Below are 15,597 nucleotides of genomic sequence, written 5' to 3' on the forward strand. Positions count from 1 at the left end.
CGCACCGGACACCATGTCTGCACACGTTCGCCCGTTTGCGTGTCGACGGCGGCCACCCAGTCGCGGCGCTGCTTCTTGGCCCATGCCCAGTCATCGGCCATCAGCAATCGCCGGAGCTCGCGCACGTAGCGGGTGGGCAGGGGATCCCTACTCGTTTCCGTTGAGTGGTTGTTTCGAATCCGCCGCGGAACGGGATTGAAGTGATTGGGGCTGCGCACCGGCTGGCCGTAGTCATCGGCCGCGCTGAGGTGCTTGTCGAGGTACCACGCGAAGAACTCGTGAGCGAGGTTGACGAACGCCGGTCGATTCTTCGGCGTCCCCGATAACCAATCGTTGAACGACGCGCCGTGAGGTGCTTGACGGCGGCAGACAACCTCCGGCGACGTTCGGAGCGTGGGCGCTTCACGCGCGAAGTCGAGCAAGGCATTGCCCACTTCGACTGCTGCGCGACGACTTGATCGTTGGCCTACCCATTCGGCCAATGCGTTGCGCCACGCGTCTAGTTGTGGGTGGCTTGCTGCCCAGGTGAAGCGGGGATCCGACCGCTTCGGAAACGGGCGAGCGGCCACGGCGGAATGCTTCATAGCGACTCCGCGATGCGGAAGGCCGCTGGGTCAGTCATGCGTTGCGAAGCGGCATCGAGAATGGCGGCCACTTCTCTAGCCTGAGCTGCCGTGTACACGTCCTGCGACCAGGGACTTCGGTGGTGCAGCGCGCGTTGCACCACACGTCGGTCTATCCCGGCGTTGGCGAGGCGAAGTCCGTAGGCGTGCCGATGTCCGTGCGGCGACGTGCCGTGACGCTTGCCGTGAGAAAGTCCTGCGCGCTGGACTGCTCGCGCATGGGCCTGCTCGAACGCGGCAATCGTGTAGGGCCGGCCGCGCTCAATCGAGCGCTCGCTCACAAACAGCCAAGGATGGTCCGCGTCGGGGCGATGGCGAACATACGCTCGGTAGAGCGTCCAGAAGAGCTCGGCCCAGTGCGTCGGGAAAAAGTAGACGCGCGATGCCTTGCGCCGTGTGTCGGTCAATGCCAGGTTTTTCCAGCCGGCTTGGAGCGCGCCCGCCTCCAACGTTCGAGGGCGCAGGCCCCACCGATCGCGCAGGTAGTGCGCACGGTCCCGCCACGGGCCGCCCCGGTCGTCCGGAGCTTGACCGCATTCGGGATGAAAGAGGTGCACGAGCGCTGTGCCAGGCTGGTCCGGATCTTCGATGACATCACCCACGAACAGGTGGAACGCCTCGCTGACCCGCAAGCCGCCGCCGTGCATGAGAACGCTAAGCATGAGGTCTCGCAACCGGAAACGCTGTGCCAATGACGCGCCATCCGGTACGCGCCGCGACCAACCGTGCTCGATGAGCCGCTCAAACGCCTTCTCGTCGAACGCCCTCAACTCTTCGAACGCTCGATGGTCGCGGCGAGGGGCGAGAACGCTCCGCATGCGCTCCACCGCACCGCGTTCGTGCGCGCGGTACGACGCATGAGCCAAGAGCGCACCGGCGGCGCGGCGGTCGAAACGTCGGAGTTGCAGGATGCGTTCCTCCGGGCGTGCAGTTCGCCACGGGTTGAGCGAGCGGCCACCGACGCGCTCAGAGAGCCAATCTGCGAAGGCGGTGATGCGCGCGAGGTGCGCCTCCACCACCGCGGTTGAGCGAGGCGGCCAACGCAAACCGGTCGGATCCCGCCCGAAATCATTCGTCGTTCCGGCGACCAGGTCATCGACGAAATGCTGAAGCGCGTCGGCTGGCGCGGTTGCCACCGAGTCGCCCCGCGCGGCCAAGTAATCGAGGAGCAGGGCCAAGCTGCGCGCATGCGTACGCTGCCGCTGCAAACGATTCGCCATCCCTCGGTCGATGAAGAACTGGAGCAAGGGAACGAAGGGCGCAACCGCTTCGGATGCGTCGTCATGAGCTGAGTGGCGGTACAGGACGTAGAATCGCTCGTTTCGACGACTGGCAGCCGCAACCGTCGTCAATGCGCACACGTGGGCGTCATCAGCTCGCTCGTCGGTCGGAGACCCACGGCCCGCGACTGAGGCGGGGTGGAGGCCGAGTTGCGCGTCACTGGCGCTCATGCTCGGCCTTCCATCGACGCAGAAACTGCGAGTAGCTCATCGGAAGCTCCCCCTTCTTCGATGCCTTGGCGGCGTAGGCGCGCCACAGCGAACGCCCCGACGCTCCGGGATGCTCGCGTTCGAGCTCAGCGAAGCTGGGCACGCGGCGGCGCGGCGGTGCTCCGCGGCGGCCGTTGAAGAACAAATCGAGGGTCGCAACGTTACAGTCCAGGAAAGCAGCCGGTTCGACGTCGGTTTCCGCAAGCAACCTTCTGTATCGCCGCACCCTGCGAGGATCGCACTCGACGTGACGCGCGATGCGGGCGCTGGACCACTGAGGTCGCTCGACGAGCAACGCGACGATCGGTTGTATGCGGTCCACACCTGGCTCCTCGACGCGAGACGTTTCGTCCAACGTATGCAGGTTGTGCGACGCGTCAAGCCCCTCAACTTCAACCGAAGGTGGCGCAGCCGGCTGCCATCACGAAGGCGCCGGGCGTCGACGCATCGAGGGCCGGTATGAAGGAGACGACATCCCGCGGACCAGAGCATCCATCGCCCGGGCCAGGTCCGCCTGGACGTCATCCAACTGCGTGAACAGTGAGGCGGTTGGCATCAGCGCGTTCGGCGCGGTTCGCGCATGCGCTGTTTCGGATGTGTGCATTGCGTCGACCGGCGCGCGCTGCGCCGCCTGCACGGTTTCGTGCGCCGCGCGTGCCCCGCTATCCGCCTCGCGCACCTCGACTTGCCGAGTCTGCGCGTCGTTCGCATCAGCGCCGCGGAGCGCGGCGCGCTGGCTACGGCGGTACTCGGCCCACTGCCGACGCGTGAGCGGTTTCCACTTGGGTGGGCGCAAGCTTTCGGGGTGGACGAGCTCCTCTGGGCCGCGGTCCGCTCGGCGCACCGCACGAGCAAAGCGCCCACGAGTTGGCTCCTCGCGCGACCGCGCGTGTTGGAGGGAGGTCCGCGCCGCTCGTGCGCCCGAGAATCCCTTCTCGCTCCGACGGCTCGGCACTTCCCAGGAATACATTGCCGAAGAGGAGGCCGAAGGTGCGGTGGCGGCGCTCGCGCCCGACCTGTTCAAGAGCTCCAAGTAGGCCTGAATGGCTGATGCGTGTTGATTCGCGGCACGGGCCATGAGATCGAGGAGCTGCTCCGACGCGTCGCGTTCCACGCGCGCGGTTTCATGGGCCGCTTGTGCTTGGGCGTTCAGTAGTTCGGCGTCTGCTCCCGTTGCCCGCGTGAAGGCATTGAGCGGACCCAATCCATTGCGCGGACGAAGCCGATCGCCACGGTTCAAGCTCGACGCGCGAACGCTGCGCGCGGCCCGTGTCTGAGTAACCCGGCGCAGCACCTGCGCGCGCCCCGCACCCCAAGCACTCACCGCGACGTTATCGCGCCGCACGGCCGCGTTGTCGACGACGATTTCGGATGCGCCGCCGCGCCGCGCCATTGCCGAGGCGGCCCGACCTTGGTGGCGGGTCGGCGTGCGCGTGAGTGCGACAACGCCAGCGAAGTCGCCCCGCTCCGCCGCATCCTGGGCCTGCTTCTTCAGCGGTCGGGGATCGACCTGTTCGGCATGTCCCGCGGCAGCCAAGGCGGTGTTGATGCGTTCGGCGACGCGTAAACGCATCGCCTCGGCCTCAATGGGTCCTGTCGTCCGATCATCAAGCACGCGCACCTTCGCGCCGAACCCATCTGGGCCGGCGACCCGGGTGCTCATCAGAAGGTGACAATGGATGTTGCGATCATCGCCATGCGCGTCGGGTTGGTGGATAGCCACGAGCACCGCGACACCGTAACGGTCGACGAGGTACTGGGCGATGTCCTGGGCAAGCCGTTCGTTCTGTACCTCGGTCAGTTCCGCGGGTAAGGCGACGACAAGTTCGCGCGCCGTTCGTGCGTTGCGGCGAACCTCGGCTCGCTCTGCGCGGCTCCACACGGAAGCGAGGTCCAAGGCCCAGGAGGCGCCTGCCGGAGCCTGCATTGCGGCCGACAGGACGCCCTTGCGTTTCGAGTAGTCGTGCGCCTGGTCCGTCCGCTCATCGTGCAAGCGCGTGCCAGCGCGGTAGGCCGCCGCGGCGACCACGCTGTGTCCGCGTGAACGAGAGACGAGGGAGAGGCGGGAGTAGTAGATGGCCATGCTGAAATCGGCAAACTTCCGTGCTGCCTACCAACGGAAAGCGCCCTCTTTTGAAGAGGCGATCGCCGGATTGTATGATCTGCCGTTCACGTCACCGACTAGAAGGACAAGAGAATGAACGCAGCAAATGAAAGCGCCTGCTTAGAGGACGTGATTAAAAAGCTCAACGCAAAATACGGCACGCCGCGCATGAACGATGACGAGCGCTTCTATGCAATCGGCGCATGCGCGGCAGGAATCCCAAGCTTCGACATTTTTGAATCGATTTCCCTAGACCGTGAGATCGATGCCGACTTTGACGCCGTTTGCCATAGCGCGGGAATCTATGGCGCAACAGAGCCATGGCAGAGGAAACTGCATCGTGATCTGCACGGCAAAGACGAAGCTCAGATCAAGAAGGTTTTACGCGACACCCATATAGAGCGACAAGCCGAACTGCATTCTTCCCTGAACGACAATGCCGCGAAACCTTCCGGTAATCGCTAGGTGTGCGATTGTCCTTCTCCATGTTGATCAAGTGCTGAACTTGAGTGGCTGTCCAACGCTTCGAGGGATAGCCTGGATTCTCAGCCAAGCAGCTTTGAAGCTCAGCCACCATGACTCTCTCGGCAGGAGACAGTGGCTGCAGCTCGGATATGTCCACCGGGTACATGGCTGGATCGTGCAAAGCGTTTAGGGCAATGCGTGCAAGCAGGATTTTGTGCTCGCTCTGCGTGTTGTACACGTGACGAATGAACTCTCCTACGGAGAACATTTCAAGGCTCCTGCGGCCGAGGTTTCTTCTGATCTAACACAGATGGCGCGCGGCGCAAGCCCTTCCTCTGCGACCTTAGTGCAGCATCGCGTCGATGCATCGCATCGGGGTCCGGGGCGCAGCTCCGGCGCAACGGCCCAGCAAGGGCCGGCAAACCCCGCAGGGAGTTTGCGTCCTTGCGCTCTTGCCTCGTCTTGACCAGCGCTCCTCATTGGCTTGACGAGCGCGTTGCCCACGGGTGCCGCTCCGGCGGCATGCTCGCTCGCATTCACCTCTCGGTCTTCGCTTCGAGCAGATGCTCGCAACGTGACGGCCGTCACATGGTCACGGGCATTCAATATGCGAATCCACAAATCGCATATTTCATGTCCTTGCGTTCTTGAGTTCGGCGTGTATCCCAAAGAGGTACATCCAACCACGAGACCTCGCCATGACCACTTCGTACGAACCCATTCACCGAGCCGCTCTGCTTGAGGTTGGCTTTGCCTTGGACCACCTTGTTTGGTGCTACCGATCCGAACTCGATCGCCGCCCGCACTTCGCAATGACTGCGGACGACATCTGCCTCCACGATTTCGCCAACCGCACGGCATCCCTCGTCCGCACCGTTCTCGATGGCGACAACCAGCGCCGTGGACCGCGGCCGCAATACAAGCCTTCCATGGACAGCGGACAACGCCTGCGAGCGGCAATCGAGGCACGACGCCGCGCGCGGGCGGAAGAAGCCGGGAGGATCGCTGGCAATGCCCCACCGGCATCGTCGGATCCCGAAGATGTGGCGCAAGCTGACGTCCCAAGCGACACGCCACAAGGTGATTTTGAAGAGCAGCCCACGGTGCGCTGCCGGAGGCGGCCGCGATGAGTTCGAGCTCAGACAAGTTGAGCGAACGGGTGGCGTCGGCTACTCAACGCCTGGCCGCATTGAAAGCGCGGCAGCTCATGCGGGAAATGCGCAACGCGCATCTGGCGAAGCTGCGTGCCCGACGGGATGAGCGGCGGCAGCGCCTTCAGTTTGGAGGCGCCGTGTTCATCGCCCAGTGCACCGACTTCTCACCGATTGAAATCGTGGGCTTGCTACTGGACGGAAAGGAGCGCGTCGGGGTGTCGCCCACCATGCGATTGGCGATTCGCAAGAAAGGGCAAGAGTGGGTGGAGAGTGCCTCCCCCACCTCATCATGATGCTTCCCCTCAATAAGCGAGGCGGTGGAATCGCCGCCTCGCTGTCAGCGCCCCATCTGCCGTCGTTTACGTCTTGTCGTCGAGCGCTGCGCCCGGTGCGTTGTCTTTCACGGAACGAATGCCGTTCTCGCGGCCCGACTCGGACTTGTACGTCTCACTCGTTCCGATCACTTGGCCGTTCGCCGCCACCAAGTTGAACATGAACTCGCCGTTGGATGCCTTCTTACGATCGTACCGTTCGTCGTGCGGGGCATTCGTCCGAACAGATTGAATGCCGTTCTCAGCACCGCTCTTAGTGTCATAGCGCTGGCTGCTCAGGATGGGCTCGCCATTGCCCGCCTGGAGATGGAAGTGGTACTGCCCGTTGGTTGTCTTCTTCAACACAAACTTGCCCGCCATGGCCGCCTCCTTGAAGTAGTGGCCAGGGCATCATACGCCGCCGCGAGCGGCGGCTGAGGGGTGGTCAGCACCACCCCCGCTGCGCCAAGGACACCGTCCCTCCGCTGGCGACCACCAGGTGGTCGAGAAGGCGGACTTCCACCAGGTTCAGCGCGTCGCGCAAGCGCGCGGTAATGGCGCGGTCTGCGGCACTGGGTTCCGCGTCACCCGACGGGTGGTTGTGCGCAAACACGACGGCGGCGGCGTTCCAGCGCAGCGCTGCTTTAACGACTTCTCGCGTGTGAATGGTTGCTCCGTCGATGGTTCCGCGAGCAAGCGACTCGACGGCGAGCACCCGATGCCGATTATCGAGCCATACGGCGTGGAACTCCTCGTGGTCGAGTCCTGCGAGGCGCATCCGCAAGAACTGTGCGCTCTGGTCCGGGCTGGTCATCGTGCCCAAGCGTTCGAGTCGGCGTTGAAGGATGTCTTCCGCAATGCCGAGGATGTCCGCTTCGCTCTGCTTGCCTCGGAAGCTGTACCGGCCGTTTTCGTCGCGCACCATCTCGGTCTCCTGCCGGCGCGCGGGGTGGCGCCGTGAGGACGCCGCCGCTTGGACGACGAGCGGGTGGTGCATCCGAAGGACGGAAACGTAGTGGACGACGGCGAAGCCGTTGCGGCAGCCGCAGTCCGAGCGAAGGTGCTCCCAGGAAGGCGATGCTTCGTGCGTTGAGGTGACCGCGAAGAGTGGAGCGACCGGCACAGCCTCGTTAGCACCGAAGCGGCAGATTTGAGATGAGCTCACTGCTCGGGCTGTCGCGAGCTCAACGCCGACGCCAGTGGAAACGGGTGCCAGCGCCCGTTGTTGGCGCGGTTCACCACGTGCTGGCGATAGCGTTCCGGTGACAACGCGCCTTCGCGTCGCTGGTGGCGGCGGCGGTTGCAGAGCCAACACGCCGCAGCGATGTTGTCGCCGCCGCGTCCCCCGTCGCATCGCGCACGAAGGTGTTCCGCGGTGGCGCGCTGCTCCGCTGCCTGGGCAGCGGTCAGGCCGTGGGTTCGAGCGAACGCAACCGGGTCGTCAAGCCAAACGGGTCGGCCGCAATAGCAGCAGCGTCCGTTCTGGCGGTGGAAGGCCCGCGCCCGGGCCGTCTTGATCGAATGCGTCATGACGCTACCTCTTAGCTGATAGAAAAGGGAGAGCCCGGGATGGCTTCAAGCTCATCCCGTGGCACCCATCAGCTAAGCGGTATGGGCACAACGTCCGCGGCGCTCGCCTGCGGACGCTGCCGTTTTAGGACAACCGAGCGCGCCGTGCAAGGCGCACTGCGCCAATGCGCCGTGCGTGCGTCAAGCGCGGCAGCGCGCGCGTCTCAGTGCGCCGGCGTCAAGCGGTTCTCTTCCAGTGCAGCGCGCTGCGTCGCGCTCGCGCCCGTGCAGTCGTGGCTCTGATACGTGCCCTTCGTATCGAATAGGAACCGGCACGTCTGGCTCTCGCTGTCCGTTCGCCCTTTGAACCAGTTGAGCACAGGGACGAAGTTCGACGCCTGCGCCGTTCGCTTGCTGAAGACATAGAGCAGCACGCTGCCGCTCGGTGCGCTGCTGTCGGAGTACGGTGCGCCGAGCTTGGCTATGACTTCTGCCTTCGTCGTGCGGCCCCTCGTGAAATCGGTGGTCTGGTCAGCATCGATGCGCGTGCCCTGTGTCGCCGTACAGCCCGCGACGAACAGGAGCGAGCCGACCATCAGGCTCTTCTTGAACATACGGCTCTCCTTGTTGGAGTGAGGCGCAACCTGGCGTGCGCACGTTGGGCCGACTGCGGCCGCCGTTCATCGGGCCGACCGACGGCGCGTTATAAGCGGCCTGTGCCGCGCTACCCGTTGAGCCACGTCGTCAAGCGCGCTTGCCATTGGCTGGCCAGCTCCCGATCGCGGCCGAACGACACCCGCACAACGGGAACCGCCAGATCCGCCAGACGGATGACGATGGCGTTGTTCCAGAACTCCAGCTTTGTATGGCCCTGGTTCACCTCCTTCCATTCGTGCTTCCAGCCGCGGATGTCGGCCTTGTCGATGAGCCGGTGTCCGTGTTCGTCCGTGGCCACCCATAACCAGTTATGGGTGGCGTCGAGCGCGATGCCCGGGCCGCTCACTGTTGGCTCAAACGGCCGCTCCGGCGTGCCCTTCGCGCCCCACGCCGCGTTCCATTCGGGCGCCAACGCGCCCTTCCCGCCGCCGCGGCGCGCAAACACGACCATGCACCAGGCGAGAAACACCAACGACACGAACACCATGATTGCCGGACCGTTCATTTCGTCCTCCGATTCATTCAAAGCCAGCAGAAAAAAGGGCATCCCCGAGGAACACCTCAGCGCTCGTCGTCCACTCGTTCGCGGATATGCGCCCGCCCGCGACCAGGACGCGCCCGCCGGGCAGCACCGTGGCTGTGTGCCCGTAACGCGCCACCACGAGCGAGGGGCCCGGGCGAAACGCGTCGAGGTTGGGGTCGAAGACTTCGGTCTGCGCGAGCGGTTGGTTCCAGTCGCCGACGCCGCCGATCGCGAGCGCGCGCCCGTCATCCAGCGCGGTGAGCGTGTGCTCGAAACGCGTCGACGCCGTGCGCGCGGTCCAGCCGTTCGTCGCAGGGTTGTAGACCTCCGCGTCGGGCGCGAGCCGGGTGCTGCCTTGGTAGTAGGTCTGACCGCCCAGAACGATCACACGCCCATCGTGGAGCCGCGCCGCCGCCGGCATGAACCGGCCATGCGTCGCCGCGGCGAAGCACCCACCGCCAGAGAACGAGCCGGTCGTGGGCGAATACAAGACGGCGCAGGGATCGCCGTTTCCTGATGCATCGACGCCCCCAGCGATGAGGACCCGGCCATCCGACAGGCGCTCCGCGATGCCGCCGGCCCGCGGTCGCGGCAGCGAACCGGTCGCCGTGAACGCGCCGGTCGCAGGGTCGTAGACCTCTGCGCTCGTCGTCGGCGCCGCATCGGCGCCGAAGCCACCCGCCACCAGGATGCGGCCGTCCGCCATCGCAGCGGCCTGCTCGAACCGGCGGGATGCGTGAAGGGCCGACCCCCATGCCCACGTCTTGGTTGCGGGCCGGTAGCACACAGTGCGCGCGTCCGTCGGGTCGCCGCCGACCAGCAACGCGCCGCCGTCCGGCAAAGCGAAGAGGTGGCCGTTGAAGCGAGCCCCCGGAATGGGCGCCGTGGCGCTCCAGGTGCCTGCAGCCGGGTCGTACGCGTCCCCGTCATGGGACGGCCCGTACGCCAGCACAGAGCCATCGCTCAAAACGGCGGCGGTGCTCGCGTACCGTGGAAAGGACATGTCCGATGTGGGAATGAAAAGACCGTCTGAAGCATTGGCCGCCAACGCCAGGCGAGCCACCACGGTCAGCATCCAGCCTCCGCTCCCCAAACCCATTTCGACCTCGCGTCGTCGGAACCACCGGGGCGATGATAGACCTTAAACGACTATTAAGATGAATTAAGTCTATACGGTGGGCGGGTACTAGCGTGGACGGCCTTCGTATGGGCCGCCCGATGAAACGTTCCTCAATCTATTCGCCCGAGCACCGCGTGATGGTTGGGCTGCTGCGCGACCTTCGACTGGAAGCGGGGCTGTCCCAGCTTCAAGTGGGCGAAGCCCTGAACCTTCCGCAGACCAAGGTTTCCGCCGTTGAGATTGGACGGCGTGGGCTGGATTACTTGCAGGTGCGCGAGTTCGTCGAGCTGTATGGGTTGTCGATGGCCAAGTTCGCGCTGATGCTCGACGACCGCATCGCCGGCGCCGCATACCGACCGCCGCGCCGCCCGCGGCGAGATCAGAAAGCCAAGCCGCCGCAAGCAGCCGCAAAACAATCAGGCGCGCGCAAGAATCCTAGCCGTTGAACGGTGCGAAAATCCTTGGCCCGTCGACCGAACGGGCAACATCAGATCAGCCATTCGACTCAATCGACCCGCCGAACCTTCTCTCGCATAGCAGCGTCTGCTTTCAGAAGCACGTCAGCGAACCCGGCCTTGAAGTCCGCCAAATGCGCTGCGACCGCTGCGTCTGGCATGGCCCCCGGAAAGATGGCCGTTAGAGATGCGTAAGGTGTGAAGATTTGATGATTGATGGTCATCACGCTTCCATCGCCTTCGGCGTACTGCTCGACGGCTGCGCCGAACCAGCTTCGCGGCAGAGGGTTTAGTGCGCGTGGGTTGTGCACGAGCACAGTGCCTTCGCTCCAGGTTTCGGGACCGTGTTCGGATCGCCCCACTTCGTACGCGAACTCCAATGGAACCACCGCGTCGGGATCGTCGCGGTAACACGTCCCCATTCGGACAATCCGAAGAGGATGCGTGGGGTTTTCCTGGTGCGCCATTCGATTGAACTTGGCGATGGTACCGGTGTTCGCGAACAATACCGCTGAAACATGTTCGGCCCCAGGCTGCAGGAAGAACCCGGAGGGAATCTTTTTTTCGCCAAACCGATGCTGATCGATAGGTGTTTCCGAGATGATGAGGCGACCGTCATCAGCGTGGTACCAATGCTGTTCGGTCCCATAGAGGTAGCGCATCAGCGGTGTTGCTGAGCTCGCCAGCGAACCCGGGCCGTGGAAGTCCTCAATCGCCAAGACAAATGGGCGGCCAAAGACATGAGGGAGGTTCCAGTATTCCTTCTTGAGTTTGCTAAACAGCGGACTTCCGAGGCGAATAGGCACGGCATCACGGAGGTACGCCTCCCGTTCTTCGGGTGATTGTTGCTCGATGTCGGGATCGTAAGCGTTGATGCCGGAATCCGATGCAGGATTTGCGGTGGTGGCTTCAACAGCGATAGTGACGCCGTCCTTGGTCAAGATGAAATCTGGTCGCCGATGCGAGCGATCGACGCTGTAGCCTTCGGCCAGGAAGAACGCGCTAAGGAAAAGCTCGAACGTACGTGCGTCGAAACCAGTGGTTTGGAACTGCTCGATGAAGTTGCCATCGGGGTCGTCTATCTCGTCTTGGAGGCTTCGCAAGACATCGCGAGCCGGCGCATAACCGGGACTATCGCGGAGGTTCAAAAACTGTGGATGAAGGTCAGCATCCGGACGGCCGAGATTGGCAAACAGATCGATTGGCATTGTTTGAGTCCTACTGGCGCATCACGTCGGGTCAGTCATTGCGGGCGGCTGCGTTGCCCGTCGTCTTTCGAATCAACGCCTCAAGCACCCGCTGTGCGGCATTGTCGTCTGTCTCGATGAGACGGAGCACGGAGTCAACATCGAGCCCTCCGTTCTTTCGGTTGCCTGCCGCTTCAGCGGTATTCGATCGCAAGGAGGGCAATCCGGCCAGCTGCCGCAGCCGATTTTCCCTGGCCTGATAGTGCGGGCGCAGCAGCTCCGCCTGTTCTTGGATGTATCCCTCCGTCGCCCCACTGGGAACCGCCCCCGTAGCTCCTCGCGAGTGATTCAACGCGGCGCCGACGAGCAGCAAGCGTCCCAGTTCCTCGACCGGTACCCGCAAACGCCCGAGATCGGTGGCCAACGTTCGCCGCAGGTCGTGCGCGGTAATCCACAGTCCGGTGTGTTCCTTGAGCGTCACCAAGATGGACCGCGGATTCGCCAATGGCTTGCCGTGCTGGCGGGATGGGAAGATCCATTGACCGACGTCCTCGGGGCGCCAACGATCGTTGGCAGCGCGGCGTGCCTCCAGAATCTCGCGCGCCCAGGGAGTCAGCGGGGCGACGCCGTCCTTGCCTGATTTGGTGATCGCCGCCGGGAACACGACCAAACCGCGTTCGACGTCCACGTTCGTCCACTGGAGCCGTGCCGTTTCTTCTTTGCGCGAACCCCAGAGCAGCACGCAAAGGAAAAAATCCGCCAGAGCGCTCACGTGCGGCTTCAGCTCGTCCCCACGCGGGTCCGGGCGTTCGTCGAGGATTTGGGGATCGTGCGCTCGCGCTCGGAGTTCGACCAGGTGCCGCAGCCAGTTCCTTCCACTGTCCGAGGTGGTCGGCAAGTACGTGCTGCGCCGGACTGGCATGGGCCACGGCTGGTCTGCCCGCCACGCTGCAAACGGACCCACCCCACGGCCCGAAGGCAGCCCCACCTTGGGTGCAGCGCGCGCGTACGCGGCGGAGCAGTACGCATACAGCTTCGACAACGTGCCGTGGCTCAACGAACGCGGTCCCCACGCCGGCGGCTTGGTCCGGTGGAGGGTCGCACGCAGCATCGGACCAAAGGTCGCTTCCACGGCGGCCTCGTTGATGTCCGCCAACGGCAGGGACCACAGCGGCGCCCCCTTCATCCATTTGGGCACCTTGGCACGGTCTTTCGTGGTGCTCGCTTTCGCCCTGCGGGATCGCACCTCGTTGTACTCGTCGAACGCCACAGCCAAGGTCAGGCCATCGCGGGCACGCTCGGCCTGAGCAGCGCGCATCCGCTTCTTCTTTTCCACGAGGGGGTCGATGCCCTGTTCCATCAGGCCGAGCCACACCTTCGCCCGCTTGCGTGCATCGGTGAGCGTCAAACGCCGAAAGCCTTCGTCCGCGCTCCACCAATGACCGAGGGCGCGGCGCATCGGTGCGCCGGCAACCTTCCGCTGCACGTACCAAGTGGTCGTGCGCGGGGTGAGGCGCAGCAGCAGCCCCCGCACCCCGAGGTCGCGGACCACCCATTCCCGCATGCTGGGCGGCGTGGGTCCCAATGGCTTTCCTGCTCCATCCAACATCGTGTCGAAACGGAGGGAAGTGAGCAGGCGAGGCGTGAGTTCGAGGTGCACCGACGTGGACATGGATGGCCTCCCAGCCAACGCGCCGGGCGGGAGACTACCTCAATTTATGGCTCCCTTGTGGCTCCCCAAAGGCTGCGGTTGTCTGCGGTTTACCGCGCCTCTGTGCGACGTGAAATGACGCTAAATCGCTGATTCAACAGCAGGCTTCTCCTACGTCTCACGGCGGTGTTCGCGGGTCATTCTTTTGAAAATCCCCGTGTCGGCGGTTCGATTCCGTCCCCGGCCACCATTTTCGCTTTTGATCCATACGCAGGGCCTGACGGCTTCGCGAAGCATGGAAAGCGCAGCTCCGGCTCTCGACGAAAAACTTCGACCCGCGAACGAAAAACTTCGACCCGCGAACGAAAAACTTCGACCCGCGAACGAAAAACTTCGACTCTTCCATCAACTCGCCTGCGACGTTGCACCAAATGGGTGCGTGCTTGCACGAAATGGATGGAAGGCCGAACGGGTGGCTTGGAACGTCGCATCAAATACTTTGGTGCGTGCAAGTCCAGGCATGGAAGGTTTCAACCCGATGGTTGGACTGTTGCACGCGGGGGATGGAACCACGGAGGAAAAACTTGCGGGCGTGCATCGCCGGGCTCGACGCGTGCATGCTGGACTTGCGGCGTCGCAAGGTTTTGGTTCGGGGTTTGCCGTCCGACGGGTCGGGGGCCGAAAGTATTTCGTGCGCGGGTCCATGCCTGGCGTGCGTGTGTGCACTCATCTGGTGCAGCAGTCCATGTTTTTCGCTGGCGCTTCAAGCCCGGCGTTGAATGCTTCAAGGGTCGGCGTGCAGCGTCGCAAGAGTCACCTTCGCCGTTTCGCGCGATGCGGGCGACGCTCCGACATCGCCGGTGCACGGCTGCAAGCGGGCCGCGGACGTTTCCATCGATTCGGTGCACTGCTGCAACGTTTTCGTGCAGGCGGGCACGGGCGGGTTGGACGGGCGCAGTCCGTGCGTGGACACGAGCATGCCGTCGGCCGGTGTTGCGCGATCGGGTTTTCAGCTGCTGGCCGGGTCTACATAACCCGCTGGCGGAGCGGAGCCCTCGCCGAAGAAATATTTTTCCATCTCCGCGGCGATGAACGTGCGCGTCTTCGCGTCGAGCGGATTGAGGCGGTTCTCGTTGATCAGCATGGTCTGGTGGGCGAGCCATGCGGTCCATGCTTCCTTCGACACCTGTTCGTAGATGCGCTTGCCGAGTTCGCCGGGCCACGGTGCGAACGCGAGGCCTTCGCCTTCGCGGTCGAGTTTCACGCAATGCACGGTGCGGGTCATTCCGGGTTCTCCAGGGATTGCAGCAGTTTGCGCACCGGCGCTGGCAGGCCGAGCGAGGCGAGTTCGGTCGGTGCGCGCCAATCCGCATCGGGATCGTCGGCGACGCGTGGATCGGCCAGCGCGTCGTCGAGCAGCAGCGGCGTGACGTCGAGATGATAGTGGCTGAACGTGTGCAGGAACGGCGCGAGCGGTCGAATGTTCGCGGCGCGGATGCCGTGGCGTTGCAGCAGGCTCGCCTGCGCGAGCGATTCGTGTTCGACCTCGGGCAGGCTCCACAGGCGCGCCCACACGCCGGTCGGCGGACGGCGTTCGAGCAGCACGCGACCGTGCGTATCGCGCACGACGAGCATGGTCGTGCGACGCGTCGGCACGTCGCGCCGAGGCTTCGGTTGCGGCAGCACCGCGGTGAGATTGTCGCGACGTGCGATGCAGCCGTCGGCGACCGGGCATTCGCCGCAACGCGGTCGGCTGCGCGTGCAGACGGTCGCGCCGAGATCCATGATCGCCTGCGTGTAGTCGGCGACGCGCGTGGCCGGCGTGTGCGACTCGGCGTGCGTCCATAGCTCGCGCTGCGTTGCGCTCGCGCCGGGCCAGCCGGAGACACCATGCCAGCGTGCGAGCACGCGCTTGACGTTGCCGTCGAGGATCGCGTGGCGCGCGCCATGCGACTGGGCGAGGATCGCCGCGGCGGTGGAGCGGCCAATGCCGGGCAGTGCGGCAAGCGCTTCGATGTCGCGCGGCAGTTCGCCAGCGTGTTGCGCGACGCAGGTGCGCGCCGTGCGCAGCAGGTTGCGCGCGCGGCTGTAGTAGCCCAGGCCGGACCACAATGCGAGCACCGTGTCTTCGTCGGCGGTGGCGAGATCGGCCAGGGTCGGCAGCGCCGCGACGAAGCGCTCGAAGTAGGGAATCACCGTGCGCACCTGGGTCTGCTGCAGCATGATCTCGCTGAGACAGACGCGGTAGGGCGTGCGTTCGTGCTGCCATGGCAGGTCCTTGCGGCCGTGCGCGTCGTACCAGGCGAGCAGGCGGCGGGCGAAGTCGTCAGTGGTTGCAGCGTGCATCG

18 protein-coding genes are annotated in these 15,597 nt (G+C 64.4%); 3 read left to right on the forward strand and 15 right to left on the reverse strand.

Features of this window, described 5'->3' with window-relative positions:
• From ACILRJ_RS12495 to ACILRJ_RS12510, 4 genes are all read right to left on the reverse strand, one after another.
• A partial coding sequence (locus ACILRJ_RS12495) for a VPA1269 family protein (RefSeq protein WP_395683527.1) occupies nt 1-584 on the reverse strand: 584 nt, incomplete at its 3' end.
• Nucleotides 581-2,074, reverse strand: coding sequence for a gamma-mobile-trio recombinase GmtY (gene gmtY, locus ACILRJ_RS12500; protein ID WP_395683528.1), 1,494 nt, complete (start codon nt 2,072-2,074; stop codon nt 581-583). The genes gmtY and ACILRJ_RS12495, both read right to left, overlap by 4 nt.
• Nucleotides 2,061-2,435 (reverse strand): hypothetical protein, encoded by a 375-nt coding sequence (locus ACILRJ_RS12505; protein ID WP_395683529.1) that lies wholly within the window; start codon nt 2,433-2,435, stop codon nt 2,061-2,063. Before ACILRJ_RS12505 ends, gmtY begins: the two co-directional genes overlap by 14 nt.
• Before the next feature lie 99 nt (nt 2,436-2,534).
• Nucleotides 2,535-4,196 (reverse strand): MobA/MobL family protein, encoded by a 1,662-nt coding sequence (locus ACILRJ_RS12510; RefSeq protein ID WP_395683530.1) that lies wholly within the window; start codon nt 4,194-4,196, stop codon nt 2,535-2,537.
• A gap of 114 nt (nt 4,197-4,310) precedes the next feature.
• Here ACILRJ_RS12510 and ACILRJ_RS12515 point away from each other — a divergent pair, with 114 nt between their 5' ends.
• A complete protein-coding gene (locus ACILRJ_RS12515) occupies nt 4,311-4,682 on the forward strand; it encodes a hypothetical protein (RefSeq protein WP_395683531.1) in 372 nt (123 codons plus the stop codon).
• A gap of 602 nt (nt 4,683-5,284) precedes the next feature.
• Here the strand turns inward: ACILRJ_RS12515 and ACILRJ_RS12520 are convergent.
• Entirely contained in the window at nt 5,285-5,734 is a 450-nt protein-coding gene (locus ACILRJ_RS12520; protein WP_395683532.1) for a hypothetical protein, read from the reverse strand.
• Nucleotides 5,735-5,808: 74 nt separating this feature from the next.
• Between ACILRJ_RS12520 and ACILRJ_RS12525 the strand changes: the two genes are divergently transcribed.
• Nucleotides 5,809-6,129: a hypothetical protein gene (locus ACILRJ_RS12525; RefSeq protein ID WP_395683533.1), complete on the forward strand. Its 321-nt coding sequence runs from the start codon at nt 5,809-5,811 to the stop codon at nt 6,127-6,129.
• 66 nt (nt 6,130-6,195) lie between these two features.
• Here the strand turns inward: ACILRJ_RS12525 and ACILRJ_RS12530 are convergent, their stop codons facing one another.
• From ACILRJ_RS12530 to ACILRJ_RS12555, 6 genes are all read right to left on the reverse strand, one after another.
• A complete protein-coding gene (locus ACILRJ_RS12530; protein WP_395683534.1) occupies nt 6,196-6,528 on the reverse strand; it encodes a YegP family protein in 333 nt (110 codons plus the stop codon).
• 64 nt (nt 6,529-6,592) lie between these two features.
• On the reverse strand, nt 6,593-7,072 hold the full coding sequence (locus ACILRJ_RS12535) for a RadC family protein (protein WP_395683535.1): 480 nt from the start codon (nt 7,070-7,072) through the stop codon (nt 6,593-6,595).
• A 236-nt stretch (nt 7,073-7,308) separates the two neighbouring features.
• The gene (locus ACILRJ_RS12540; protein WP_395683536.1) at nt 7,309-7,677 is read right to left on the reverse strand and encodes an HNH endonuclease; all 369 of its coding nucleotides are present in this window, start codon (nt 7,675-7,677) and stop codon (nt 7,309-7,311) included.
• A 203-nt stretch (nt 7,678-7,880) separates the two neighbouring features.
• Nucleotides 7,881-8,270 carry a hypothetical protein gene (locus ACILRJ_RS12545; protein WP_395683537.1) on the reverse strand — a complete coding sequence of 130 codons (390 nt, stop codon included), beginning with the start codon at nt 8,268-8,270 and terminating at the stop codon, nt 7,881-7,883.
• Nucleotides 8,271-8,380: 110 nt separating this feature from the next.
• The gene (locus tag ACILRJ_RS12550; RefSeq protein ID WP_395683538.1) at nt 8,381-8,818 is read right to left on the reverse strand and encodes a hypothetical protein; all 438 of its coding nucleotides are present in this window, start codon (nt 8,816-8,818) and stop codon (nt 8,381-8,383) included.
• 13 nt (nt 8,819-8,831) lie between these two features.
• A complete protein-coding gene (locus ACILRJ_RS12555; protein ID WP_395683539.1) occupies nt 8,832-9,911 on the reverse strand; it encodes a Kelch repeat-containing protein in 1,080 nt (359 codons plus the stop codon).
• Between the two features lie 143 nt (nt 9,912-10,054).
• Here ACILRJ_RS12555 and ACILRJ_RS12560 point away from each other — a divergent pair, with 143 nt between their 5' ends.
• Nucleotides 10,055-10,402 carry a helix-turn-helix domain-containing protein gene (locus ACILRJ_RS12560; RefSeq protein ID WP_395683540.1) on the forward strand — a complete coding sequence of 116 codons (348 nt, stop codon included), beginning with the start codon at nt 10,055-10,057 and terminating at the stop codon, nt 10,400-10,402.
• Nucleotides 10,403-10,461: 59 nt separating this feature from the next.
• On the opposite strand, the gene ACILRJ_RS12565 is transcribed toward ACILRJ_RS12560, so the two are convergent.
• From ACILRJ_RS12565 to mutY, 4 genes are all read right to left on the reverse strand, one after another.
• Entirely contained in the window at nt 10,462-11,619 is a 1,158-nt protein-coding gene (locus tag ACILRJ_RS12565; RefSeq protein ID WP_395683541.1) for a hypothetical protein, read from the reverse strand.
• Between the two features lie 31 nt (nt 11,620-11,650).
• Nucleotides 11,651-13,270 carry a tyrosine-type recombinase/integrase gene (locus tag ACILRJ_RS12570; RefSeq protein WP_395683542.1) on the reverse strand — a complete coding sequence of 540 codons (1,620 nt, stop codon included), beginning with the start codon at nt 13,268-13,270 and terminating at the stop codon, nt 11,651-11,653.
• A gap of 988 nt (nt 13,271-14,258) precedes the next feature.
• Nucleotides 14,259-14,534 (reverse strand): oxidative damage protection protein, encoded by a 276-nt coding sequence (locus tag ACILRJ_RS12575; protein WP_395683543.1) that lies wholly within the window; start codon nt 14,532-14,534, stop codon nt 14,259-14,261.
• The gene (gene mutY / locus ACILRJ_RS12580; protein WP_395683544.1) at nt 14,531-15,595 is read right to left on the reverse strand and encodes an A/G-specific adenine glycosylase; all 1,065 of its coding nucleotides are present in this window, start codon (nt 15,593-15,595) and stop codon (nt 14,531-14,533) included. Before mutY ends, ACILRJ_RS12575 begins: the two co-directional genes overlap by 4 nt.
• Nucleotides 15,596-15,597: the final 2 nt, after the last annotated feature.

It is taken from the genome of Dokdonella sp., assembly GCF_044227025.1.
GTDB lineage: Bacteria > Pseudomonadota > Gammaproteobacteria > Xanthomonadales > Rhodanobacteraceae > Dokdonella_A.